A 24,955-nucleotide genomic window follows, 5' to 3' on the forward strand; every position below is an offset into this window, starting at 1 on the left:
CTGGGATCTTATCCCAGCGTCGAGTAGTCGTACTACCGACCTCGATGTTTCATGCCCCTCTTAGAGGGGCTTTTTTTTAGATAATTTAGGGATGCTTTTTTTTTCGCAACCAGCCCTGATCACAAAAGTACAATGACTCTCTCAGTTTGGTGATTCTAGTCAATAATTGATATTGCTAATCCGTGGGTAAGGCTTACTGTTATAGAGTAAGGTTTACGACAAGGAATTAAGTTGTGAGAGTGGTAAATAGTTCAACCAGTGATTTTTTGCATAACAATGTCAAAGTGTTTCGTTCACGGGTTTCAAAAACTGCCTGGCAGGGTATATCTGTAGCTATTATTGCACTGACAGTAGCGACGGCGGCTGTCGCGTATTTAGAGTCCGGTCAGATAAGTATCGCTAGTTTACTTGAGGCCCAGCGAACTAACTTTGCCCTTTGGATACTGGATATAGTGCCCTTTATCTTTGCGTTCTGGGGACAGTATTCCAGTACGGTGTTAGCGTATGAAGCCAGCGCCATGGTGATGGATCAGACTCAGGAACTGCGCGATAAAGCGGATAGCTTTGAGAAGCAAGCTCGCCACAGTATTACCCACGATCTGTTAACCGATATGCCGAATAAAGAGTTGTTTTACGATCGGGTAGAACAGCACATAGTATCACCCCGCGGTCAGACAATCTTTTCCGTGCTTTTAATTGAAGTCTCCAATTATAAAGAGATTAGCGATACGCTGGGGCGTAACAGTAGCGATAGTTTAATTAAACAGATCGCTGTTCGTTTAGAAAGCGCGTTTCCCAGTCCTTATTCTATTGCCCGTTTAGAAAGTAATACTTTTAGTTTGCTCGTTAGTGAAGAGCTGTCGGAAAGGTCAGTACTTGAACTGGCAGAGAGCGTTCATCGAGTGCTACATGATGCTTTCTTTGTTGAGAAGGTGAAGGTGTCAGCCCAGGCTAACATTGGTATTGTTCATTTCCCGCTGCATGGTACTGATGTTGATACGCTGGTCCAGCGTGCAGGTATTGCACTGTATATGGCGCAGAATTCGAATAAAGGCAGTGCGGTGTATGACTCATCTTTTGATGCCCACAGCCCGAAGCAACTAACACTCATGAGTGATTTGAGTCATGCGCTCGAGAACCAGGAACTGGAACTGTATTATCAGCCCAAAGTTAAAGTGTCTGATGGGTCAATCAGTGGTGCAGAAGCTTTGGTGAGATGGAACCATCCTAAGCATGGTTTGCTCGGCCCTGATCAGTTTATCCCGCTGATGGAGCGTACGCGATTGATTCAGGGGTTAACGCTGTGGGTCATTCAGGAAGGTTTCTCCCAGTGTGCCGAGTGGCATAGGACAGGTCTGGACATTATTCTGTCTATCAACCTTTCAGCCAAGGATCTGAACAACCCGGAACTGCCCGATCTGATCTCTGGTATTAAAGGTGCAACCGGTATTAATCCGGCCTGGATTACACTGGAAATTACGGAAAGCTCAATCATGACGGACCCTGATGCAGCGATGGGAATAATCAGACGTATACATGATATGGGCTTTCAGTTTTCTATCGATGACTACGGTACGGGCTACTCATCACTTTCATATCTCAAAAGCTTACCGCTAAAAGAGCTGAAGATTGATCGTTCTTTTGTCTCTGATATTTTACGTGATGAAAGTGATGCCGTCATTGTCAACGCTACCATCAATCTGGCACATAACCTCGGGTTAGAAGTGACAGCTGAAGGGGTTGAAGATCAGGCGACGCTGGAACTATTGAAAGAAGAGGGGTGCGATCTGGCACAGGGGTTCCACCTGGGTAGACCTATGCCGCAATCGGAGTTTAATCAGTGGTGTAGTGAAAATAGATAAATAAAAAATAGTAAAACAGGTTAAGTGTTAATATCAAAGCACTTAACCTACGATATCTAATTCCCGCTGTTTGAATTTGACGCCTCGTGCTTCTGCGAGTTCTTTGCAGGCGTCAATATCGACACCCTCCAATCCATTTATAGCACTGGCACTGACATCGCTGATATATTCAGGCGCCAGGGCAACAAATTCCAACATCGCTTCATAAGAACCTTTCAGAACAGGCTGACAGTGTCGGATATAAACCGCTTCATTCTGGGCGTTGAGTGAGATAGACAGTGCGTCGATACACTCACTTAGCTCCGGCAGGATGTTTCGTTTATTTACCAGACTGCCTAAACCATCGGTATTTAGTCGCGTTTTTCCACCTTGTGATTTCACCCAGTGTGCAATTTCAAGCATCGGCTTGAGTCGCAGAGTCGGTTCGCCATACCCGCAGAAAACGATACTTTCGTAATCTTTCGGGTTGCCAATTAAATCAATGATCTGCTGGGCTGGTGGACGAACCTCTATCGCTAGGTCATATCCTTTTACTTCGGTGCAGCCGTTATGCTTAGGGCAGAACTGGCAGGCAAGAGTGCAGCGATCAGTGAGATTGATATAGAGGTTTTGTTCAATTTGATACACCAGTGTTTCATCATGTGGTATCGCATTTAACTGGTGTGGCTGGTTAGGCTTTTGTTGTGACTGAGTAACTTGCTCAGAAGACTGTTCTTTTAGTGAGTTGTTCAGAGAATGCATGGAAAGGAGCCGCCATAAATTGAAGCACAAAGAATACCATTAACTAATTCAATTTATGATGATAAGCGTCAAGAGGAGAAGCTCAAATTCTCGATGCCTGAATAAATTGCTTCTATATTCAAAGTTTCGCATATATGATTAACCATATATATTGAATTGGGTGTGTTTGTCATGGATCCGATAGTCTTTTTTAAGAGCATAGCTGATGAAACCCGGCTTAAATCTGTTCTTTTAATCGATCAGAAGCAAGAGCTCTGTGTATGTGAACTGATGAACGCGCTGGAGTTAAGTCAGCCCAAAATCTCTCGCCACCTGGCTCAATTGAAAAAGTCAGGGTTACTGACTGACCGTCGTCAGGGCCAATGGGTTTTTTATCGTCTTAACCCTGATCTGCCTGCATGGTGCCAGAATGTATTGCGGGAAACCTCTGAGATGAACAGGGGCTATCTGGAAAAAGCTAGTCTGTTATTGCAGCAGATGAACGTTCGCCCCGACCGTTTTAATAACCTCTGCTAAGGGAAGGAGCAACAGATGTTTGAGGTATTTACCAGACTAGCTGATTGGCTTGCATATGACCTGGCTGGGCTTTCATCCTCGACAAAGTCGGGACAGGCCCTGCATTTCTTCGTTGAAGATACCACGAAGATCTTTGTTCTCCTCATCGTCATGATCTACCTGATCGCGCTTATCCGAGCTTCACTTAATGTAGATCGAGTACGAGATTTTTTAGCGGGAAAAAACCGTGGGGCAGGTTATCTGATGGGGGCGGGTTTTGGAGCAGTCACCCCTTTTTGCTCATGTTCGAGTATTCCGGTGTTCCTGGGTTTCACCTCAGCAGGTATTCCAGTGGGCATTACCATGGCGTTTCTGTTGACCTCGCCGTTAATTAACGAGGTTGCCGTACTGTTGTTACTGAGTTTGCTTGGCTGGAAGTTTACTCTTGTCTATATTTTCGTGGGTATGATGGTGGGTATTCTTGGGGGTGTTTTCTTGGATGCAATTCGGGCGGAACGCTGGTTGCAATCCTTTGCTCTAAAAGCCTTAGAGCAGGGACGACAAACCAGTTCTGCTGGGTGTGTTTCGGTTGAGACAATGTCAATGACCGCACGGCATCGGTTTGCCCGCGATGAAACGCTGGAGATTTTTGGTCGGGTATGGAAATGGGTGATTGTTGGTGTAGGGCTGGGTGCCGCGCTGCATGGCTTTGTCCCGGATGGCTGGATAGAAGCTAATCTGGGAGATGGACAATGGTGGACAGTACCTGCCGCTGTAGGTGTAGGTATCCCGCTGTACTCAAACGCGACCGGTGTTATTCCAGTGATGGAAAGTCTGATCACTAATGGCTTGCCAATAGGCACAACACTGGCATTCTGTATGAGTACAGTAGCGGCTAGCTTTCCTGAATTTATTTTGCTGAAGCAGGTGATGCAGTGGCGTTTGCTGGCGATTTTATTTGCCATGCTTTTGTGTGCGTTTACCCTGATTGGCTGGATCTTTAATTTCCTTTTTCCGGTGTTATGACCGAAGGAGTTCGATATGAAAACGATTAAAGTGTTAGGTAGTGGCTGTACAAAATGTCGTAAAACTGCAGAGCTGATTGAGAAGCTATCGTCTGAATTAGGGGTTGAGGTGGCAGTGCTGAAAGAGACCGATGTTCAGGTGATAATGGAATATGGCGTGATGCGTACTCCGGCTGTAGTAGTTGATGAACAGTTGGTACATAGCGGAAGCATTCCGAGTCAAAGTGATGTTACAAGCTGGCTTAAAAACTGAGAAGTATAAGTTAAGCAAGTTGAATCAGGCGTTGAGCTACCCTTAGGGCTAAACAGTTAAAAAGAGGCGAGTCGAGTGACAATAAAAGTAGGTATTAACGGGTTTGGCCGGATGGGGCGTTTGGCATTACGGGCAGCATGGGACTGGCCTGAGCTTGAATTTGTACAGATTAATGACCCCGCAGGGGATGCTGTTACCCTGGCCCATCTGCTGACCTTTGACTCTGTTCATGGCATCTGGAAGCATGAAGCCACGGCAGATACTGGTAGCAGTGAAATGCTTATCGAAGGCAAACACCTGCACTGTACTCAGAACAGGGCGATAGAAGATACAGACTGGTCTGACTGCGATATTGTCATTGAAGCCTCCGGGGTGATGAAGAGCAAAGCGAAATTACAGCCCTATCTCGATCAGGGGGTTAAACGGGTAGTAGTGACAGCGCCGGTGAAAGAAGAGGGCGTGCTCAATATTGTGATGGGGGTTAATCACCATCTGTATGATAAGGATCTCTATCCGATAGTCACCGCTGCATCTTGTACTACCAATTGTCTGGCGCCTGCCGTCAAAGTGATTCATGAGAAGCTGGGTATTAAGCATGGTTCTATGACTACCATTCACGATATTACAAATACTCAGACTATTCTCGACGCCCCCCATAAAGATCTGCGCAGGGCTCGGGCATGCGGCAGTAATTTAATTCCAACCACGACGGGGTCTGCAACGGCTATCACGCATATCTTTCCTGAGCTGAAGGGCAAGCTGAATGGTCATGCGGTACGGGTTCCTCTTGCCAATGCTTCGATTACGGATTGCGTTTTTGAACTGCAGCGTCCGACAACGGAAGCAGAGGTAAACAGCTTGCTTAAAGAGGCTGCAGAAGGTGAGTTGAAAGATATTCTGGGTTATGAAGAGCGCCCACTGGTGTCTGTCGATTACAAGACTGATCCGCGTTCCTGTATTGTCGATGCGCTGTCCACTATGGTGGTAAATGATACCCAGCTTAAAATGTACCTCTGGTACGATAATGAGTGGGGCTATGCGAACCGTACTGTAGAACTGGTACGGATGGTTGCAGCGCAGGAACAGGTATAAGCTTTGATGTCGGCCGTTCGACAGCTGTCGCCAGCGTTGCGGCAGTACCTGATCGTGACTGGGAATTACTGGGCCTTTACCTTAACTGATGGGGCTCTGCGGATGTTGGTGGTGCTGCATTTCCATCAACTGGGTTATAGCCCGCTAGATATCGCTCTGTTGTTTCTGTTCTATGAGTTTTTCGGTGTAATCACTAACCTATTTGGCGGCTGGCTGGGTGCGCGTATCGGCCTTAACCGAACGATGAATATCGGATTGGGAATGCAAGTCGTGGCATTGTCGATGTTGTTAGTACCCACCGCGATGCTTACAGTACCCTGGGTGATGCTAGCTCAGGCGCTGTCAGGTATCGCCAAAGACTTGAATAAAATGAGCGCTAAAAGTTCGGTTAAGCAGTTGGTTCCGGCGAATGCAGAAGGGGCGTTGTATAAATGGGTAGCGATACTAACCGGCTCTAAGAATACGTTGAAAGGAGCGGGTTTCTTTCTCGGTGGTGCAATACTATCAGTCCTGAGCTTCCAGGGGGCTGTTTTGGCCATGTGTATCGCTTTGGGATGCGTATGGATTCTTAGCCTAGTAGCGTTAAAAGCGGAGCTGGGTAAGGCGAGAAGTAAGCCTAAGTTTAGTCAGATTTTTTCCCAAAGTAGGGCTGTTAATTACCTTTCAGCCGCGCGGATGTTTCTGTTTGGGGCGCGTGATGTCTGGTTTGTGGTGGCGTTACCGGTCTATCTGGCCAGTACGCTCGGCTGGGATCATTGGTCTGTCGGTGGCTTTCTGGCGCTTTGGGTGATCGGTTACGGCATTATCCAATCAGTGGCGCCATACTTCACCGGTAAGCGTTCTGGGCGACTCCCCGGCGGACGTGAAGTCTGTCTATGGGCTTCAGCACTGGTGTTGTTGCCCGTGATGATCGCGCTGTCACTGACAAATAATCTTTATCCTCAGACAGCCCTGTTCGTTGGCTTACTGATCTTCGGTGGAGTTTTTGCTATCAACTCCTCGCTGCACAGCTATCTGATTGTCAGTTATGCCCGTGAAGATGGCGCATCAATGGATGTTGGCTTTTACTATATGGCCAATGCGATGGGACGGCTTATCGGCACTGTGTTGTCGGGATATCTGTTTCAAGTTTCCGGACTAACCGCCTGTCTTTGGGTCTCCGCGCTGTTTTTAGCTATTGCTGCTGTTATCTCCCTTCTGTTGCCCCGTGCTTAATTTTCATATGCTGGAGATAACCGATACATGAATAGGCTGTTAAAGTGGTATTAACTTAATGTTTTGTTTCAATCAACGTTCATCTTGTGAGTGTTAGAGGAAAAGTAATGCGACAGGCTGACATTCAAGCGGCAGCAAAAGTCTTAGTGGATCGTCGGTTGAATAACCGATTAACAGGCCCGCTAGAACCGCCATTCAGGCCCAGCACGGTGGATGACGCACTGGCCATCCAGCAAGCTGTGATTGAACTGGCAGAAGATAGTGTCGGCGGTTGGAAGTGTGCGTTGCCGATAGAGATTGATGGCTTAAAGGAAGTTCCGGTTCTGGCCCCCATCTTTACTGAAAGTGTCTATCAAGGTTCGTGCTGTTCAATGAATACCGATGAGGGTGTTTGCAAAATAGAGCCTGAGATCGCATTTCAATTTGGACAGACTCTTCCCAGGCGCCCACAACCCTATACGGATCAGGAAATTGTCGCGGCATTGTCGGGTGCCCGGTTGTCATTAGAGCTTATTCAGAGTCGCTATCTTGACCCAGACTCGATTAGCTATTTTGAGCACCTGTCGGATTGCCTTTTTAATCAGGGGCTCTACCTTGGCCCTGAGATTAGTCTTGAACAGGCGTTTAAGGCATCCGAGATCGAATTTTCACTGAAGATTGGCTCGATATCAGAATCTGTTGGCATTTCAGGCAAACACCCAAACATCTATCCGCAGGTACCACTGTTCTGGTTGGTGAATTTTCTTAGAGAGCGAGGGAGGGGGATTGAAGCGGGCCAGTGGGTGATTACAAGCTCTTATGCGGGGGTTATTGAAATACCGACAGATAAGGTTTTCACCTTAGCGTATGAAAAATTAGGTGAGATTTCTTTACAGTTTGAGCTAAACTAACTACTTAATATTTATATGAAAATGGGGTGGGATATGGGGATTATATCGTGGATTGTTTTAGGTCTGATCGCGGGGATGCTGGCTAAATGGTTGATGCCTGGCAAAGACGGTGGCGGTTTTATTATCACAACTCTGTTGGGTATCGCAGGTGCTTTTGTTGGTGGTTTCCTGGGTAGTCTGATTGGCCTGGGTGGATTGGACGGTTTGAGTCTGGGTAGTATTGCTACTGCGACTGCGGGAGCTTTCATCCTGCTGTTTGCTTATAACAAGCTTAAATAAAAAACAGAATCAGATCAGTTTCACCAGATTCTGCATAAAAGGTTGTGCTCAGGTAGTCTGCCACGGCCGATAGTTCTTTCAAACAATTTGTCATCGGATACAGGTGGCTTAAGTTAAAAGTTGATACCCTGAAATCAAAGTGTTTAAAGGTACCCCCATATGATTAATGAAGTACTTGAACTCAGATCTGGTCAGGTTGCCTATATCAGTAGTCTGATGGCCGGTTTTTCTTTGTCTATTGCGGTACAAATTATTCGGGGTAAAGATCAGCGCTTAGTTGCTACGGTTAATTACCTTTTATTTATCGTAACGACTTTGCTGTTTTTAATCGCGTTGTATATCGATGTTTCGATCAGCTTACGTGTCGTCGGCATTGAACATTTTACTGAGGAAGCACTTAGTCGTATTGGACGAATCAGAAATTTTGGTACTTCCGCTGCAACGTCAGCCTTTTTGTTGTTCATATTGTCTATAGGCGTTTTGGGTTGGCTAAAGTCAAATCGAACAGGGATTATTAGCACTATCATCGTTGCGATGACTTTAGCCACTATTATCGTGGCCAGAAACATGATTGTTGGTTTAGATATATAGAGCAACCAGGAGAATAAATCCGTACGTTTTTAAGTCAGTAGTGCTGACCAAAAAAGCGAGAATTTTTTGAGAAAGAACGTGATACAGGAAGTATCTTGCCCGAATGGAAGGCTTAGTTGCGGCTGTTCCATTGAATTGCCAGTCTCCACTTTTCTTTCTGATGGCACAATCAGGCCTGTATCAGTTCAATTTATGCTAAAGTGCCTGCCTGATTCTCATTTGTCTGGACCTTTTTTGTGACTAATAACGATATTCTGCGCCGCCTACGCTATACATTCGATTACAGTGATACCAAAATGATTGGTGTTTTTCGTCATGCCGATATGGCGGTGACTCGTGTTCAACTGACTAGTTGGATGAAAAAAGAGGAAGATGCAGAGTATGTGCGTTTGACTGACCTGGAAATGGCAACTTTCCTGAATGGCCTTATTGTTGAAAAACGTGGCCGTCAGGATGGTCCCCAGCCAGTGCCTGAGCGCCAGGTGAATAACAACATCATATTCCGTAAACTAAAGATCGCGCTTAACCTGAATGCGGAAGATATTCTGGAAATGCTCAAGCTCGCAGGTGTTGGCCTGAGTAAGCATGAATTGAGTGCTCTTTTTCGCAAGCAGGGTCACCAGAATTATCGTGAGTGTAAGGATCAGGTACTGCGTAATTTTCTGTCGGGTTTACAGTATAAGTTGCGGGACAAAGTGCCTCAGAAGGACAGCGATAAGCCATTGAGAAAAACCGCGAGTGTTGCGGATCAGTCCGGTGCCCCTGTACGTAAACGTTCACAGCATAAAAGTGCAGCATCAGAAAGAGAATTTATTGTCGATAAGCCCGCCGCCGACAAGAGCCAGGCTACATCGGTAAAAGAGAGCACCCCTGCTAAAACTGAAAACGAGAGTAATTCAGTCTGGGCAAAGGCGTTGGCAAAAAGCAGTAAAAAGCACGATTAGCTTTCGTAGAGTGTTTATATTTGATGCACCGATATAAGGAAATGACTGACAGATGAAAGAGAAACGGTTGCCGCCGACCAAAGATCAGATAGCACTGTTCACTCTTTTCAATGGCATGACTTTAGAAGATATAAAGCAGCCAGTCGGAGTTGATGAGCTGGCATTAGCATTGCAAGATCTGCTCGGTAGTCCGTTTGTCGGCTTTGATACCGAATCGAAGCCTGTGTTCCGTAAAGAACAGAAATCTGATGGTCCCCATGTTGTTCAGCTATGTACTGCTGATACGGCCTATATTTTCAAATTACATGACAAAGAGACTTACTCTGTTATCAGTCAGGTTTTAGGTGCGGCGCAAGTGGTGAAGGTTGGCTTTGGGCTTCAATCTGATCGTAGTCATATCCGACGTAAATTTGGTGTCGAGATCAAGGGAATACTGGATCTGGATACGGTTTATCGTAAACTGGGCTATCGTCGTCAGCTGGGTGTTAAAGCGGCTGTTGCAGTACAGTTTGGCCAAAAATTTATTAAGTCAAAACGTGTGTCGACCTCAAACTGGTCGCTACCCCAATTGAGTGATGCTCAGTTACTTTATGCTGCGAATGATGCTTTTGCCGCGCTGCGGATATTGCAGGGGCTAGAGGATAAAGGTCATGGGCAGATAGTACGTGAACTGATTTGTTAAGTCCGGTAGAACAAGTCTCTAGCGCCTTAAATATTGAATAGGATGTTTATAAAATGATTCTGAAGACCTTTTCCGAACTGCCTGCGCTGGAGATTGAGCCGGGTACAGACTGTTCTTTTCTTAGCCACAGCCCTAAAGGTGAGTCTGTTCTGACAGTTGCCTATGCGACTAAAAGGGACTTTCTATCGGTACCTAAAACTTACACTGCGATTCAGTTTAAAGGCAGTGAGCTAGTGCCACTGGAGTTTCATGCGGTATCTCGACAGGATTACCTGGAACAGCTGGAACTTGCTGAAAGCTGGTTTAAATCAGGCCTTTACGAGCTAGAAAAGGCAAAGGATTACACCATTCTGTTACTGCTGACCAATGATCGTGCGCTAGAGATAATTTTTGGTAGCTATGATGTGTTGGAAGACAGTTATCACTGCGCAGATTCACAAGCGGCGTTGATAGCCCATATTAGCGGCGAGTAACCATCAGATGAAGTAATCACGTCCTTCCAGTGGCGCAACTTCGATGTAACCACTGCTCTTAATAAGAATAGGGATGCATTCAATGGAACTTGATATTTTTATTGTTGATGCCTTTACGCAAGATCAGTTTAAAGGTAATTCTGCAGCTGTTGTCCCATTGGATGAGTGGCTTGAACCTGAGTTAATGCAGCAGATTGCCGCAGAAAATAATCTATCTGAAACGGCTTTTATTAAGGCTCTATCTTCTAATCAATATGAGATTCGCTGGTTTTCTCCTCTAACTGAAATAGATTTTTGTGGGCATGCAACTCTGGCTTCATCTTATGTGATCTTTAACCATTTTAATTGTCATGGTGAGATTGAGTTTTTTACATTGAAAGTTGGATCGCTGGGCGTCAATCAATTAGATGATGGCCGGATAGAGATGAGCTTTCCGAATCAATGTCCTGAACTGGTCAGCGATATACCTCAAGCGCTATTGAGTGGTTTGTCGGTAAAACCGGTTAAAGTGTTAAAAAATCGTCAGGCCTATTTCGCAGTGATGTCTTCAGAAGATGAAGTGAGAGCGGTTAGGTATCAGATTGAACAGCTAAAGCAGTTAGCGCCGTTAGATGTTGTCGTCACCGCTAAGTCCAATGAGTACGACTTCATTTCGCGTTATTTTTGGCCTGCAAATGGTGGTGATGAAGATCCGGTGACAGGCTCTATACACTCAGGTCTGGCGCCTTATTGGGCAGAACAGTTAGCTAAGACCGATTTAGTGGCTTATCAGTCATCACAGCGTGGTGGGGTCCTGTTTTGTTGCGTTGTGAAAGACCGCGTATTAGTGTCAGGTTTTGGTGTTCTATACCTGCAGGGTAAAGCTTACGTATAGTGGTAATTATTAGTAATTTGATCAGGACAAAAGTATGAAGTTAATAGCTCAATACGATTAACTATAAAATCATATCTCTGACACTTTCTCTTAAAATAATTAAGAAGGCTCTCCTAGCAACGAGCAAGCGGCGAAGCTGCATCTAGCAAGTCGCGAAGCGACGTTCTAGCCACTGTTTTGAACGCTTTAGCGTTCAAAATATCTCCCCGGTGTCTTGCCTAATGCTTTACGAAACATTGTGATAAAAGCACTCTGGCTATTGTAGCCCAGATCCTGAGCGATATTGGCTACGGCATCTCCTTCGGCGATACGGGTTAAAGCTGCGAGCAAACGAGCCTGTTGTCGCCACTGTCCGAAGGTCATCCCGGTTTCTTGTCTGAAATGTCGTGCCAGAGAGCGAGTGCTGGTGCCGAGTTCTTCAGCCCAGTCATCCATTGAACGAGGGTCTGCGGGGTCGGTGCGTAACTGAGCAGCAATTGCTAGTAATAATCTGCTGCTAGGCTGGGGAAGATGCAGGGGGACTTCTGGTGTGGTTTTTAGCTGATCAAGAAACACATCAACTATGCGTCCCTCGGTACCGGCTTCTTCATAAAGGGGCTCAAATTTCACCATCTCAAGTATCAGTTCCCGTAGCAACGGCGTGACATGCATTACCTGACATTGGGTGGGTAAGGCTTTAGCGGCTTCCGGAGATATGTAGACATTGCGCATCTGCACCGGGTGGATGGTACGGGCATCATGTTCAATGAAGGCAGGAATCCAGACTGCTCGCTGTGGTGGTACGACCCAATAGCCGACCTCCTTAGCAGAGACTTGTATTAGCCCGTCGGCGATAAACAGCAGCTGCCCCCAGCCGTGGCTGTGAAAAGGAGAATAAAAACCTGCATCGTGATCAGCTTTGCGCACTACAACTTTGCGTGGCACATGTTCGAGTCGGTTAACCGGTTTTCCATTCACCTTGACCCAGTGTTTAGGCACTTCCGGTAGCTCTGTCTGTTTCTCGGTATAAATTGGCATGTTTTATTATATACGCCATATGCTTTGTTTTTTAAAGTAGATGACTGATTAATTAAGTAATGCTGTCCGATATTACGTTTGCATACAGTACTTATACTTATTCTGGAGAAATTGCAGTGAATCTTATTCGTCGACCCGAGATGTTTCTATTTTTAATGGCCGCGGCAATGCCATTATCGATGGGTGTCTGGATGGCTCTGCTGAATAATTTTTCTATCGAGCAGGCTGCTTTTACCGGTGTTGAAATCGGTATCTTGCAATCCTTACGTGAGATTCCTGGATTTTTATCTTTCGCCGCGGTGCTGTTGTTAGTGTTATTGCGAGAACAAACGCTGGCCTTAGTATCGATGTTACTGCTGGGTCTGGGAACCGCGATGACCGGTTTTTTCCCCACTGAGATAGGCCTGTATTGTACAACGGTGCTGATGTCGCTTGGCTTCCACTATTACGAGACCATGAATCAATCTCTGTCACTGCAGTTATTCAGTCAGGAAGAGGCTCCACATCGGTTAGGTCAGATGGTGGCAATAGGCTCATTTGCCAGTTTGATCGCTTTTGGGCTGGTGTGGTTGGCACTGGATGTCTATGGACTAGAGATGAAAACTGTCTACCTGTTAGGGGGGGGAATGACCGTTGGGATCACTCTGTTCTGCTGGTTAGCCTTTCCCCGTATGACTGGAAAAGTTGAGCAACACAAAAAGCTGGTTGTGCGAAAACGCTACTGGCTATATTACGCATTGGTGTTTATGGGAGGTGCGCGTCGGCAGATTTTTATGGTATTTGCGAGCTTTCTGATGGTTGAGAAGTTTGGTTTCTCTGCCGGCGAAATCTCGATCATGTTTTTGGTGAATGGGGCGCTGAACATGTTTTTTGCGCCTAAAATAGGCAAGCTGATTGGGCATTGGGGAGAGCGTAAAACGCTGACAGCTGAATATATTGGTCTGATTGCAGTCTTTACTGCTTATGCGATTGTGTCGAATCCCTGGATAGCAGTAGGGCTGTATATTGCAGACCATCTTTTGTTCTCTATGGCGATAGCTCAGAAAACCTATTTGCAGAAGATTGCCGACCCTAAAGATCTGGCATCTACCGCCGGTGTCTCCTTTACCATCAATCACATTGCCGCCGTAGTGCTCCCAGCGGCTTATGGTTTGCTTTGGATCTTTTCACCAGCGGCGGTATTTCTTACCGGTGCAGCAATGGGGGGGGTGTCGCTGGTTCTGGCTCGAATGGTGCCTGAAAAACCAGGGCCAGGGGTCGAGACTGTCAGGTTTAAGGGAGCGGTTGTAGAAACGCACTGATCAGGTAGCCGCGCATGACTGATGGGGCTGTCCTATGGCTAACTGGAAAGACTATTGGGTGATTTCTTTCCATGCCTTGTCTGCCTGTTCCTTATAAGATTTCCAGTCACCGTTAAGCCAGCGTTGGCGACCACGCTCTGCATAGAACAGATGGAGACTATTGTCGAAAAATTCCCAGACAGTGCCATCTGTGTGTATTAGTCCTTCACCGAGGCTTAGTGCGTTGGCACAATGGCCGTTATATTGTGGTTTGTATTGACTGGGGTTTGCTGCAAACTTATCCGCTGACGCCTGGCTGGTAAAGCGCCAATTAGCGCCAGCCCACTCTACAGTGAATGTTTTCTTACCGATCACTTCGTTGTGACTTTCCCGCACTTCTGGGGAGTGATAGGCAACCGTATCATGACCCTCAATAGCGATGCCGCCAAAAAAACTCTTGCTGACAGGTTCCGCTGCAAAAGCGAGGCTACTGATGAATAAAAGTAGTAGTAGGGTGTTTTTCATAAGGCTTTCGGTGTGTTGTTATTGGTTTAATTGTAGGTAATAACCGGGAAGGGTATCCAGAAGTTAAGTGGCGCGATATTCCACCTTTTTAGCGATCAAACCTATATCCATTCCCGCCAGCCTTTTTGGCTTCATACATGGCTTGATCTGCTTCGTGCAAAAGTGATTCCATCGGTTGCCCGTTATAGTGGATAGCGATACCGATGCTTATGCCAACATTCAGGGATTGTTCGTTGAAGATCATAGGCTCCTTGAAAGTATGGATGATACGTTGAGCGATAACTTCAAGGTGCTCTTTTGTACCTGGGATAGGAAGAATTGCAGCGAATTCATCGCCGCCTAACCGGGCCAGGGTATCGCTTTCTCGAAGTATCAGTTTTAATCGTTCGCTGAATTGTTCTAGAACGTAGTCTCCAGCGCTATGACTGTACACATCATTTATTGATTTAAAATTGTCCAGATCAAGATAGACTAAGGCGAGCGAACCTTTATGCCGTTTAGTCCGTGCTAACTCAAGTTCTAAGACTTGCGAGAATAGTCTGCGGTTACATAGCCCTGTCAGGGGGTCATGGTGAGCAAGGTGATGGATTTTCTGTTGAGCTTTGATGTTGTTGTGTTGTACCCGGTAATACATCAGGGCACCTATGCCAGTTACCAGGGTGACCATAATAAAAAACAAACCCAGTGGAGGAGATACGTCACTGAGATCTGCTGCAATAATTTCGGGTCTGACCAGGGTGACTAGCTTCCAAACGGGGTGTTGTTGCTTTTGACCTGAGCTGTTTAATGCTAAGAGGGGTTGACTTGTTTCTACTGTTTCAAAAACAAAGTAGCCATCTGGCGTCTTAAGAAAACCGTTTTTATTGGCGCTGATTGTTTTCCATACCCCAGGATAGTATTTTTCCATTGTTCTGTTTTTGAATTCAGGAAACATGAAAGCCCAGGCTGCATCCTGCTCTCGTCCAGAAATCCAGTAACCATCTTGGTTGAGTAACATCATTTCGCCAATTGACGTCTTAGCCGAAAGCTTCAACTGTTTTAATAACTCGGAGGCGTTAAGGTTGATAATTACGATACCCTGTTTATTACCCAGAGAGTCACTGACCGGTGTAGCGGTTCGAACTATCGGTTTAAAGGGCAGCTCTATGCGTCCTTTCTCAATATTCAGGTCCATGGGAGAGATGTAGATTTCGCCTGGGTTAAGATGGAATGCATCAGTGAAGTAATAACGGTTAGATTTATCCTGAAGTTTGTCTTCAGTGACAACTAATTGTCCCTGATAGTCCTGGTTAATTCTGAGTCGCTCTAACCCTTCGTGATTTATAAAACGGATCTGTTCATAGGAGGGTTTGATTTCTGATAGATTGATATAATCAGTGGTCAGCTCGGACAACGCTTCAGGTTGGTTGATCAGAACGTTTTGCAGGTTAACCTGGCGAGCTAATATCAATGTGTCCAGCGTTGCATCATAGACTTGATGAGTCAGATTCTCTTTGATCAGACTTAACTGTTGCTGTTCCTGGTCTATCAGCTGAGTGATGTGTATTTGTTTCTGTTGTTGAGTCATGTTGATCAAAAACAACAGAAATAAGCTCAGGCAGAAAAGATAGCAAACAAGCAGAAAGACTTTTAATGCAGACTTCTGTGCTTTAACTGTCGGGACTTGTGGGTTTTCGTTGCTGCCTGTTGCAAGGTAATAGTGAACTACCAGGAGGGTTAGGGAAGCAAACAGAATACCATCTAATAAGATTATCAGCTGGTGGTGTGTGGTGAATGTAAACAACGGAAATATCAGCATCAGTAATGCTTCAATGCCAAATGCAAACACACCTGCCTGAAGTTGCATGGACTCTCGTCTGAGATTCATCCGGGGCGTTAATCGACCGGTACGTAAAAGGTAGCGAGTTATTAATACAACGACCACGGCGACGGTGCCGGCATCAATAAAAATTTCCAGCCAGAAATAGTTTTTACTGATGTGCATTGCTTGAACCAAGTTCATTATCAGAACTTCAGTTATCATCAATGCAGCAAATAGAAATAATCGAGCTAGCATAGTTATGAATTTGCCTCGCGTTGCGTCAGATACAGAGCACTAAGGGCTCTGTATAAATTTGAATCTCTACTTTTCAAATCACTAATCTGTTTCACGTTAAGCACTTAGATCGGTATCTCAGCGAGTAATTAAGGCCTATTTTATCAGAGCGGGCAGGTGACAATATGTGTAAAGGTGGCAAACTGGGGACATAAAAAAGCCCCCGGGAAGGGGGCTTGAGTTTAGTCAGTTGTTCATGCGCCGACGATACCGCCATCAATGCGCTGAACAGTCATGATGGTCGAACGGGGTTTACTGTTTCCGCCTGCTGGAAAGTGCGACGGTTTACCTTTCTCGCCTGGGTGTTGCACTCCCACAAACAGGGTGCGCTGATCTGGAGAGAAGCTTAATCCTGTGATCTCACAAGCGATAGGGCCGGTTGCGAAACGCCGGACTTCTCCTGTTTCCGGGTCTGCAACCAGCATTTGATTATTACCCATGCCAGCGAAGTCTCCTTCGTTGGAATATTTTCCATCGGTTAGGATCCAGAGCCGGCCATCCAGATCAAAACCAAGCCCATCCGGACTGTTAAACATATTCTCATTATTGATGTTAGCCGAACCGGCAAAGAAGTCTTTATGTACTGAGGGGTTGCCGGCAACCAGGAAAAGATCCCATTTGAAGCTTGTTGCTGTGTTATCGCTGTTTGTTTCAGTCCAGCGAACAATCTGCCCATACTTATTGTTAGCGCGTGGATTAGGGCCGCCAACAGGCTGATTGTCCTTTTTCCCACGATGTTTGTTATTGGTTAGGGTGCAGCAGACAGTCTTCGTTGTAGGGTGCACTGCAACCCACTCAGGGCGATCCATAGTGGTTGCACCAACAACGGTAGCAGCTTCGCGAGCGAAGATGACAACTTCTGCCTGGCTGTTAAAGCCGTTTTCACTTGTCAGGCCGTTCTTTCCGTAAGTGAGCTCAATCCACTCACCTTTACCCTGAACTTCACCAGTCTCAGCGCTAAAACGGGCAACGTACAAGGTCCCTTCGTCCAGCAGATTTCGATTTGCTACCTTTTCTGAAGGGTTGAACTTCTGCTTGCTGACAAATTTGTACAGATGCTCGCCACGCTCATCGTCACCAAGATATACAACTACTTGGCCGTTATCGGCGATAGTCACCGCAGCATTTTCATGCTTAAAACGGCCTAGTGCCGTGCGCTTAATCGGCGTCGATGTTGGGTCCATCGGATCGATTTCTACAACCCAGCCGTGGCGATTAGGTTCATTTGGCTCTTGGGTGATATCGAAGCGGTTATCAAACTTGTACCACTGATATTTACTGTCATCTTTCAGGCCATAGCGCTTTTCATGGCCATTTAATTCAGCCCCGGGCTTGGCAAAGTAGCCATTAAAATTCTCTTCGCATGTCAGGTAAGTTCCCCAGGGCGTTTCACCATTAGCGCAGTTATTAAATGTTCCCAGTACTTTTTTTCCGCTCTTATCGGCGCTGGTTTTCAGAAGATTATCTCCCGCTGCCGGGCCGGTAAGCATCATCTCAGTGTTAGCGGTGATACGACGGTTATAGTCAGATGTTTTACTGTATTCCCAGCCATCTGCAGTACGTGTAATTTCAAAAATAGAGACGCCATGCGCAGCCTGAGCTTTTTTTACATCATCGGCGGTCATAGCGTCGCCTTTGTGATCAAACAGCAGTTTATAGTTAGTATATTCGTTGTTAACGGCCAGCAGAGCACGGTCTTCAGAGAGTGGGAAGAAAGTCATTCCGTCGGTGTTATCACCGAATTGAGCTGCCTGAGCACTGGCGGGCTGTGTCCCGCTTTCATCAAATGCTGGTGCGCCTTTCAGGATAGGGTCTCCCCAGGAAATCAGTGGCTTAGCCGTATAGCCTTCAGGCACGATAAAAGTGTCTGCAGTGCTGGTCGCGACAGGCTTGAACCCCAGTAGCTTACTGCTTGGGTGGGTCGTCGCGGCCACTGCATTGGCCAGCGGATTTGTCGCCAGGAAAAGCCCCATCGCTGTCGCTCCACCTTGCAGAAAGCGGCGACGGCTGAGGCCAGCGTCTATGATTTTGCTGAAATCGGAGTCTTTTTCGGCGTGTAAAGCTGAGTCGGCCTGCAGTTGGTCTTTGTTCATGCTGAAATCCCTGAAACGGATGTGAATGTAATGTATAGGTTCGTAGAGCGCAGACTAGACGCTAATTATGTATCATAGATGACTCTAGTATGACGAAGCGATGACATTAGGTTAAGGGACGATACCGGCTTTATCTATCGGTAAAGAAAGATCAATGTAATATTTCTGTGTTTATCTAATGCTATATAGCTAAAGTAAATAACGAAAGGGAACAGCATGTTAGTTTTAGTATTGGGTTTGATTCTATTTCTGGGAATTCACTCTGTTTCAATTGTAGCTCAGCCGCTACGTGAACGGGCCGTTGCCATAAGTGATAGTGGCTGGAAACTGTTGTATGCGGTGATATCGTTTTTGGGCTTGTGGCTAATCATCAGTGGTTATGGTGAATCCCGGCTGGACCCATACATCGTTTATGTTACGCCTGGATGGATGAGGCATCTGGCCGCGTTATTGCTGTTGCCGGTATTTGTACTATTTCTGGCGCCATACTTTCCTGGGCGTATTAAGCGGGCAACGGGGCATCCGCAGCTTATTGCCGTTAAGCTCTGGGCGGTTTCTCACTTACTGGTCAACGGAGCTCTTGCTGATCTGCTGTTGTTTGGCGGTTTTCTTGCCTGGGCGGTTGTTGACCGTATCTCAATGAAAAGACGTCAACAACGCCCATTGCCTGGCGCGCCTGAATCATCCTATAACGACCTGATTTTGATCGTAGCCGGGGTTGTGCTTTACGGTGTCACCGTTGGCTGGGCTCATAAGTGGCTGATCGGTGTAGCGCCATTCGGTTGATTGACTGTTAATTCGGGTTTTAACGATCGAGTTCTTCTAAACCCTGGTTGGCTTCAAGTGCCCGACTTGGGGTCAAGAGGTGCTCTTTGATGAGGTCTTGTGCGCTTGTATTGTTGCGACCGAGTAAGGCCTCAATCAGGCGTTCATGTTCTTTTTGGTTGATATCAAAGATGGCACTTTCAGCCATGTTTTTCTTTAACCAGAGATTTCGATACCGAGAGGCTTTTTCATATAGCGAACGGCGAACCTGCAGTAGCGCCGGAGAGTTGCAGCCAATCGCAATAGCAGTATGAAAGGCCTGGTGACGGCGCTCCCACTCCTGTGGGTCTTTTTCTACTAAGTCACCAAATTTACTCATCTTATGAGCGGCAGCCAGAATACCTGCTTCCCATTCATCATCCCCTTTTTCAATGGCCAGGCCAATACAGAGCGCTTCAATTTCTGCGCGGGTGGCGTAGATATCCAGCATCTCTTCGCGGGAAACCGGGTGAACTTTAAATCCCCGTTGGTTTTCCACGACGACCAGCTGTTCGATTAAAAGTTGTGATAATGCTTCCCGCAGGGGGCTAACCCCGACTTGGTAGCGCTCTTTCAAACGCGTCATCTTAAGCTTTTCGCCGGGTTGGAAGTAGCCGTTGAGAATATCCTGTTTAAGTTCGCTTACCACTATCAGGGCAGAGCTATTCCGGTTGTTATCTGCGGCTACAGGCGATCTATTCATGGCTATTTTGACTTAGTTATCTGTTTTTAAAGGCTTTGTGATCATTTTACAGCTCTATTCTAAAGTAGCGACATTCATTAGTTAAGTGAAGTATTTAAAAATAATGTTGACGTTATACGAAAATGTCGACATTATTTAGTTGCCTTGCTACTGACTCAATTTTAACGGCCTTGATTCAGAGCTTGTTAGCGAGAAAAAATTGATAAGAACTCCAGTATCTGGTCGTGGTACCTGAAGAGAGTTCGCTGGACAGAATAAATACAGTTTTGGAGAGAACACTATGACAGCTCAGCTGCGTGAAGTTGAATCGACTGCCCCTCAAGGATTTTCTGTAGCACCCTATGCTGCGAATAAACGCTTGCAGGTTGTTACCCTGACATCAGAGACAATCAGCGCTTTTGATAAAGCGATTGCTGAGTGGCCAGTACAAGCGTTGGAATATAAGCCATTTCTACGTTATGCGGTTGCTGACAAGCTTGACGCTATCACCGGCTACGCGCTGGGTAAGTTTCTGAACGAGACCATGCAGGATCGTGATACCGGTGCTTTCATGCTGCAGTATGAGGGTGCTCCTGATATTGAAGCGGGAGAGTTACGTACAGAGTTTGATGTTAAATTGTCGACTGCGATCTCACATATTATCGGTATGCCGAACCATGACGCGATGTATGGTAAGTACTACGCTCGTTTCACAGTATTGAACGATGATAATTCTGATAGTTATCTGCGCCAGGCTCACCGTCGTATGGAACTGCATAACGATGGCACTTATGTAAACGAGCGTACTGATTTTGTCTTGATGCAGAAGCTGGGTGAGGCTCATATGGAAGGCGGTGACTCATTGTTGCTGCACGTCGATGACTGGGCAGAGCTGGATCGTTTCTATCATCACCCAATGGCTAAGCAGGATATTGTCTGGGGTGCGCCGAAATCTAAGAACGTAGAAACGAAGATTGAGCATCCTATCTTTTTTGAAGAGGACAAAAATGGTAAGCCGCATATGCTGTTTATCGATCAGTTTGCTGAACCACAGAATATGGCAGAAGGTCTTTATCTGTATGAGATGGGTGAGTCGCTGGAAGGGGATGAAAACTTTTTCGGAGTTCGCTTACCGGTAGGTACTATGCTGGTGGTTCAGAATCATTGCTGGCTGCATGGACGTGACAAGTTTGTTGCTCATCCTCAGTTAAGCCGCGAACTACTTCGCCAGCGCGGTCACTTTACTAAGTAATGATACGCGTTAATAAGTGCTGATATACTTCGGCGGGGCTGTTGCAGAGCAACTGTTCCGTCGTTTTTTGCTTTATAAGGGTGAATACTAATGACATACGATTACATCATTATCGGCGGCGGTATCGTTGGTATGTCGACCGGATGGCAGCTACAGCAGCGTTATCCTGACGCCAGGATTCTGTTGTTAGAAAAAGAGTCTGTGTACTCCAAGCACCAGACAGGCCATAACAGCGGAGTTATCCACGCGGGTGTTTATTATGCACCTGGGAGCCTGAAGGCACAGTTTTGTAAAGCGGGTGTTGCCGCAACAATGAAATTCTGTGATGAGAACAGTGTTCCATACAATCAGTGCGGTAAATTGCTGGTGGCTACGACCGATCTGGAAGTAGAGCGGATGCAAGCGCTTTATAAGCGCTGTCATGAAAATGGCATCGATGTTGAGCTGTTGGATGCTGAACAGTTGCAAGCCCGTGAACCGAATATTATTGGTCTGGGTGCGATTCTTGTGAAAGATACAGCCATCGTGAATTACCAACAGGTAACCACTAAGATGGCGGAGCGTTTTGTCGAGATAGGTGGGGATGCCCGCCTGAATCACAAAGTAACGGGCTTAAAAGAAACGGCAGATGAAGTAACAGTTGATGCTTTGCATAATGGGCAGCAGGTTAGTTTCAAAGGTCGTTTTCTGATTACCTGTTCCGGTCTGATGGCGGACCGCACCACGAAGATGCTGGGTATTGAGACTGACTTCCAGATCATCCCGTTTCGGGGGGAATACTATAAGCTCCCGGAAAAATACAATCAGATAGTTAACCACTTAATCTATCCGATTCCCGATCCAGACTTACCGTTCCTGGGTGTACATTTGACACGAATGATTGACGGTTCTGTTACCGTTGGTCCGAATGCCGTACAGGGGTGGAAACGAGAAGGCTATGGGAAGATCAATATCAGCCTGCGCGATATTTGGGATATGGTGACCTTTCCCGGTTTCTGGCGGGTACTTAAGGGCCATATTGGTACCGGTATTGTTGAAACTAAGAACTCTCTCTGGAAGCCGGGTTATCTGAAATTGGTTCAGAAGTACTGTCCGCAGCTTAAAACGGAAGATCTGCAGCATTATCCGGCGGGAATCCGTGCTCAGGCGGTTATGAAAGATGGATCATTGGTACACGATTTTCTGTTTGCTGAAAGCCCACGATCACTGCATGTCTGTAATGCGCCATCGCCTGCAGCAACATCAGCGATTCCTATTGGCGAGTATATTTGCGATAAAATAGTGGAGCAGACTAGTTAATTGCCAGCTATTGAAAATTGTTTATTAAAAAGCACCTCAGGGTGCTTTTTTTGTTTATAACCCAGATTAGAGGCCTTTGCCGGTCTGCTGTAATCTGAATATTCAAAGCCGTTGTCTTATGAACTTATCGGAGTGCCTTCAGATATCTGGCCAATATTTGCTGAACTTGCCTCAACCGCGATATCCAGAATTGGTGTAGTTGTTAATATTTCGTATGTAGTTTGGAATGTTATTGCCCCCAATTCAGAAAGCGCTCGGGGTTTTCTATCACGTTTTCAATTCGGTTGCGTAAAAGCTCGGCAAATTCTAACGTTATCATCGATGAAGGAGCATCGGATGGGAACATAAGCCCGACACGTAAATGTACATCAGGTTGAAAACGACGGAAGACTACTTTTCCCGGTTGAGCGTAGGTGGTGTAACTGAATGCTGATATTGGGTCTAATACACAGACTCCGAGTCCACGCTCAACAAACTTAAGTGCAGGTATAAAAAAGCGGGTTTGCAAGCATACGTTCATACGATGCCCGCTGGCTTCGAATAGCTGTAATAAGTCGTGGAAGATCATGTGATCGGGGTGCAGCGTTATCATTGGCTCTTCATCGAGCATTGCCGGTGTGATCACTGAGTGTTCTGCTAGAGGGTGGTTTGCAGGGATGGCGCAGGTACATAATAGTTCGAAGATTTGATTCCGACTGCCGTTTAACTGATGCATCGACATCTCTGCCAGGCCCAGGTCATATTGGTTAGAGGCGATCCACTCAACCACGGAATCAGAAGTTCGAGTCTGTAATGACGCTTGAACGTTGGGGTGTTCTTCTAAGTAGTCCGCCAGGATATCAGGTATAAAAAAGTTCGATGGGCCTGGCATACAACCAATGCGGAGGAAGCCGTATTGTTTGTTCTGAATGTCCTGTACAGTCTGACTTAGATCCTGGATTCGGGAGAAAATTGCTGCTACCTCGTTATAAAGGTAGTTAGCTTCCGGGGTAGGATATAGTCGTTTTTTCCTCCGTTCGAATAGTTGGAAACCTATATCCTCTTCCAGTGAACTAAGCATCATACTGACTGCTGGTTGGGTTCGATATAGCTGCTTGGCAGCTTGAGAAACCGAGCCGGTCAGCATTACTGCTCGAAAGGCTTCCATTTGTTTGAGGTTCATCGGTCGGCCTTAATTATTAGTTTTTCTTATGATTGGTGTTATAAGTTGCGCCTGACATTATGTTATAAGTAGAAATACGTTAAAGATCAACTCTGGTACTTAAAGGCAGTACAGATGCAGGAGTCATTAGCTAACGTATAACGTTAAGAATGAAATCGAACTATCCTGTCTATTGGCAGTTTGAGTAGGTTGTGATTGAGGGCTTTGAATTAAAACAGGGGTTGGCTTTTTAAAAGTAAAGCTCAACATCAGCTGGATACGCATAAGTACCCTGCTGACGTTGAAAGCCTGAGAAGTACTTACTTCTTCTTGCTAGTCCGTGCCGCTTCGTCTGTGTAGATTTTGTAGGTGACTTTCAGATCTGCTATCCACTCAGGGCCGTGGCGGAAGTCTACAAGGGCTCCAATATTCTCGTATGCCTCCAGGACTTTAGGGTCTTTCATGACTTTAGCGGTAACCGCTGTCAGTTTGTCCACAACCTCCTGAGGTACCCCTTTTGGTGCGAAGACACCAGACCAGCCGCCAAAGCTACCTTTGATACCGTAGTCAGCAAAGGTTGGAACACCGGGGAACGCGTCCATTTTCTGGTCGATAACCAAAGCTCGTGCACGGTCAGCTTTTACGTGAGGACCAAAGGCTGGCGGAAAGGATACGGCCGAATCGATGTGACCTCCTACCACGGAAACCATTGACTCCGCTGCCCCTTTTCCGTGAACGTACTTTGGTGTGTAGCCGGCCTGATTAGCGATAATATTGGCCATGATGGTGCCGGAAGAGGAAGCCCCCCAAGAGCCCTGAGTCACTCTGCCATTTTTTGCGCCAGCGATAAAATCATCAAATGTTTTGAAGGGGCTATCTTTAGCGACGACTACTGCCAGCGGTACAGAGGTGTATTTTACCACTGGCGTAAAGGTACTAAAGTTATAAGGCGTGTTGGTAAAATTAGGCGTCACCATCATGTTACTGACACCTGCGTTAATCAGAGTGTAACCGTCGTTTTTGGCTCGCGCCACAAATGAGGTACCAACCACTCCGCCGCCGCCGGTTTTGTTGATAACAACCACCGGAACACCCAGCTCTTTCTCGACTGCATCTGCCCAGATACGAGTGGTCAGGTCGGAGTCACCGCCGGCCCCCCAAGGTACGATTACCTGGATTGGTTTCTCTGGATATTCTGCCAGTGCAGCTCCTGATGCGAATGTCATAGTAACTGCAGTAGCAATAGATAGGAGGGTTTTTTTAGGGCTTTTCATACTTACTTCCTTTGACTTATTTTTATTTACGTTTAGCGGTCTTCACAGGGCAGTCCTGTAAAGGGGATCTTTTTATG

Annotated in this window: 25 protein-coding genes; 17 read left to right on the forward strand and 8 right to left on the reverse strand. The window is 46.3% G+C overall.

The genetic code is table 11. The annotated features are described in order from the left end of the window. The first annotated feature begins 233 nt into the window (after window positions 1-233). A complete protein-coding gene (locus tag AMJAP_RS06495) occupies window positions 234-1,862 on the forward strand; it encodes a putative bifunctional diguanylate cyclase/phosphodiesterase (protein WP_201356421.1) in 1,629 nt (542 codons plus the stop codon). Between the two features lie 42 nt (window positions 1,863-1,904). Here AMJAP_RS06495 and AMJAP_RS06500 read toward each other — a convergent pair whose 3' ends face one another. Next, on the reverse strand, window positions 1,905-2,603 hold the full coding sequence (locus AMJAP_RS06500) for a TatD family nuclease-associated radical SAM protein (RefSeq protein ID WP_019621438.1): 699 nt from the start codon (window positions 2,601-2,603) through the stop codon (window positions 1,905-1,907). A 171-nt stretch (window positions 2,604-2,774) separates the two neighbouring features. On the opposite strand from AMJAP_RS06500, the gene AMJAP_RS06505 reads away from it, so the two are divergent. The 12 genes from AMJAP_RS06505 (at window position 2,775) to AMJAP_RS06560 (ending at window position 11,416) form a co-directional block, all read left to right on the forward strand. Next, window positions 2,775-3,119 (forward strand): metalloregulator ArsR/SmtB family transcription factor, encoded by a 345-nt coding sequence (locus AMJAP_RS06505; RefSeq protein WP_019621439.1) that lies wholly within the window; start codon window positions 2,775-2,777, stop codon window positions 3,117-3,119. Between the two features lie 15 nt (window positions 3,120-3,134). Continuing rightward, window positions 3,135-4,124, forward strand: a complete 990-nt coding sequence (locus tag AMJAP_RS06510; protein WP_019621440.1) for a permease — start codon at window positions 3,135-3,137, stop codon at window positions 4,122-4,124. Window positions 4,125-4,139: 15 nt separating this feature from the next. Further along, window positions 4,140-4,376 carry a thioredoxin family protein gene (locus AMJAP_RS06515; RefSeq protein ID WP_019621441.1) on the forward strand — a complete coding sequence of 79 codons (237 nt, stop codon included), beginning with the start codon at window positions 4,140-4,142 and terminating at the stop codon, window positions 4,374-4,376. Between the two features lie 75 nt (window positions 4,377-4,451). Next, a complete protein-coding gene (locus tag AMJAP_RS06520; protein WP_026340077.1) occupies window positions 4,452-5,468 on the forward strand; it encodes an ArsJ-associated glyceraldehyde-3-phosphate dehydrogenase in 1,017 nt (338 codons plus the stop codon). A gap of 6 nt (window positions 5,469-5,474) precedes the next feature. Further along, window positions 5,475-6,683: an organoarsenical effux MFS transporter ArsJ gene (arsJ, locus tag AMJAP_RS06525; protein ID WP_019621443.1), complete on the forward strand. Its 1,209-nt coding sequence runs from the start codon at window positions 5,475-5,477 to the stop codon at window positions 6,681-6,683. Window positions 6,684-6,790: 107 nt separating this feature from the next. After that, window positions 6,791-7,573: a hypothetical protein gene (locus AMJAP_RS06530; RefSeq protein WP_019621444.1), complete on the forward strand. Its 783-nt coding sequence runs from the start codon at window positions 6,791-6,793 to the stop codon at window positions 7,571-7,573. A 33-nt stretch (window positions 7,574-7,606) separates the two neighbouring features. Continuing rightward, a complete protein-coding gene (locus AMJAP_RS06535) occupies window positions 7,607-7,852 on the forward strand; it encodes a GlsB/YeaQ/YmgE family stress response membrane protein (protein WP_019621445.1) in 246 nt (81 codons plus the stop codon). Window positions 7,853-8,011: 159 nt separating this feature from the next. Beyond that, the gene (locus tag AMJAP_RS06540; protein WP_019621447.1) at window positions 8,012-8,443 is read left to right on the forward strand and encodes a hypothetical protein; all 432 of its coding nucleotides are present in this window, start codon (window positions 8,012-8,014) and stop codon (window positions 8,441-8,443) included. Window positions 8,444-8,679: 236 nt separating this feature from the next. Beyond that, window positions 8,680-9,387: a YehS family protein gene (locus AMJAP_RS17825; RefSeq protein WP_019621448.1), complete on the forward strand. Its 708-nt coding sequence runs from the start codon at window positions 8,680-8,682 to the stop codon at window positions 9,385-9,387. Between the two features lie 52 nt (window positions 9,388-9,439). Beyond that, a complete protein-coding gene (locus AMJAP_RS06550; protein ID WP_019621449.1) occupies window positions 9,440-10,069 on the forward strand; it encodes a 3'-5' exonuclease in 630 nt (209 codons plus the stop codon). A 53-nt stretch (window positions 10,070-10,122) separates the two neighbouring features. Continuing rightward, a complete protein-coding gene (locus tag AMJAP_RS06555) occupies window positions 10,123-10,542 on the forward strand; it encodes a hypothetical protein (RefSeq protein WP_019621450.1) in 420 nt (139 codons plus the stop codon). An 82-nt stretch (window positions 10,543-10,624) separates the two neighbouring features. After that, entirely contained in the window at window positions 10,625-11,416 is a 792-nt protein-coding gene (locus AMJAP_RS06560) for a PhzF family phenazine biosynthesis protein (protein ID WP_019621451.1), read from the forward strand. Window positions 11,417-11,602: 186 nt separating this feature from the next. Here the strand turns inward: AMJAP_RS06560 and AMJAP_RS06565 are convergent, their stop codons facing one another. Continuing rightward, window positions 11,603-12,433 carry an AraC family transcriptional regulator gene (locus AMJAP_RS06565; RefSeq protein ID WP_019621452.1) on the reverse strand — a complete coding sequence of 277 codons (831 nt, stop codon included), beginning with the start codon at window positions 12,431-12,433 and terminating at the stop codon, window positions 11,603-11,605. A 116-nt stretch (window positions 12,434-12,549) separates the two neighbouring features. Here AMJAP_RS06565 and AMJAP_RS06570 point away from each other — a divergent pair, with 116 nt between their 5' ends. Further along, entirely contained in the window at window positions 12,550-13,734 is a 1,185-nt protein-coding gene (locus tag AMJAP_RS06570; RefSeq protein WP_026340079.1) for an MFS transporter, read from the forward strand. 51 nt (window positions 13,735-13,785) lie between these two features. Here AMJAP_RS06570 and AMJAP_RS06575 read toward each other — a convergent pair whose 3' ends face one another. From AMJAP_RS06575 to AMJAP_RS06585, 3 genes are all read right to left on the reverse strand, one after another. Next, window positions 13,786-14,238: a YHS domain-containing (seleno)protein gene (locus AMJAP_RS06575; RefSeq protein ID WP_019621454.1), complete on the reverse strand. Its 453-nt coding sequence runs from the start codon at window positions 14,236-14,238 to the stop codon at window positions 13,786-13,788. Window positions 14,239-14,326: 88 nt separating this feature from the next. Continuing rightward, window positions 14,327-16,240 carry a sensor domain-containing diguanylate cyclase gene (locus AMJAP_RS06580; RefSeq protein ID WP_169336950.1) on the reverse strand — a complete coding sequence of 638 codons (1,914 nt, stop codon included), beginning with the start codon at window positions 16,238-16,240 and terminating at the stop codon, window positions 14,327-14,329. 287 nt (window positions 16,241-16,527) lie between these two features. Next, a complete protein-coding gene (locus AMJAP_RS06585) occupies window positions 16,528-18,426 on the reverse strand; it encodes a PhoX family protein (RefSeq protein ID WP_019621456.1) in 1,899 nt (632 codons plus the stop codon). 216 nt (window positions 18,427-18,642) lie between these two features. Here AMJAP_RS06585 and AMJAP_RS06590 point away from each other — a divergent pair, with 216 nt between their 5' ends. Beyond that, complete coding sequence (locus AMJAP_RS06590; protein WP_019621457.1) at window positions 18,643-19,212, forward strand: NnrU family protein; 570 nt, start codon at window positions 18,643-18,645, stop codon at window positions 19,210-19,212. Window positions 19,213-19,231: 19 nt separating this feature from the next. On the opposite strand, the gene csiR is transcribed toward AMJAP_RS06590, so the two are convergent. Then, entirely contained in the window at window positions 19,232-19,933 is a 702-nt protein-coding gene (gene csiR / locus AMJAP_RS06595; protein WP_019621458.1) for a DNA-binding transcriptional regulator CsiR, read from the reverse strand. Between the two features lie 280 nt (window positions 19,934-20,213). Between csiR and glaH the strand changes: the two genes are divergently transcribed. Next, the gene (gene glaH / locus AMJAP_RS06600) at window positions 20,214-21,164 is read left to right on the forward strand and encodes a glutarate dioxygenase GlaH (protein WP_019621459.1); all 951 of its coding nucleotides are present in this window, start codon (window positions 20,214-20,216) and stop codon (window positions 21,162-21,164) included. Between the two features lie 90 nt (window positions 21,165-21,254). Beyond that, window positions 21,255-22,463, forward strand: coding sequence for an L-2-hydroxyglutarate oxidase (lhgO, locus tag AMJAP_RS06605; RefSeq protein WP_019621460.1), 1,209 nt, complete (start codon window positions 21,255-21,257; stop codon window positions 22,461-22,463). 229 nt (window positions 22,464-22,692) lie between these two features. Here the strand turns inward: lhgO and AMJAP_RS06610 are convergent, their stop codons facing one another. Further along, window positions 22,693-23,625, reverse strand: a complete 933-nt coding sequence (locus AMJAP_RS06610) for a LysR family transcriptional regulator (RefSeq protein ID WP_019621461.1) — start codon at window positions 23,623-23,625, stop codon at window positions 22,693-22,695. 299 nt (window positions 23,626-23,924) lie between these two features. Further along, window positions 23,925-24,878, reverse strand: a complete 954-nt coding sequence (locus AMJAP_RS06615) for a Bug family tripartite tricarboxylate transporter substrate binding protein (RefSeq protein WP_019621462.1) — start codon at window positions 24,876-24,878, stop codon at window positions 23,925-23,927. Window positions 24,879-24,955 lie beyond the last annotated feature (77 nt).

The organism is Amphritea japonica ATCC BAA-1530 (genome assembly GCF_016592435.1).
Classification (GTDB): domain Bacteria; phylum Pseudomonadota; class Gammaproteobacteria; order Pseudomonadales; family Balneatricaceae; genus Amphritea; species Amphritea japonica.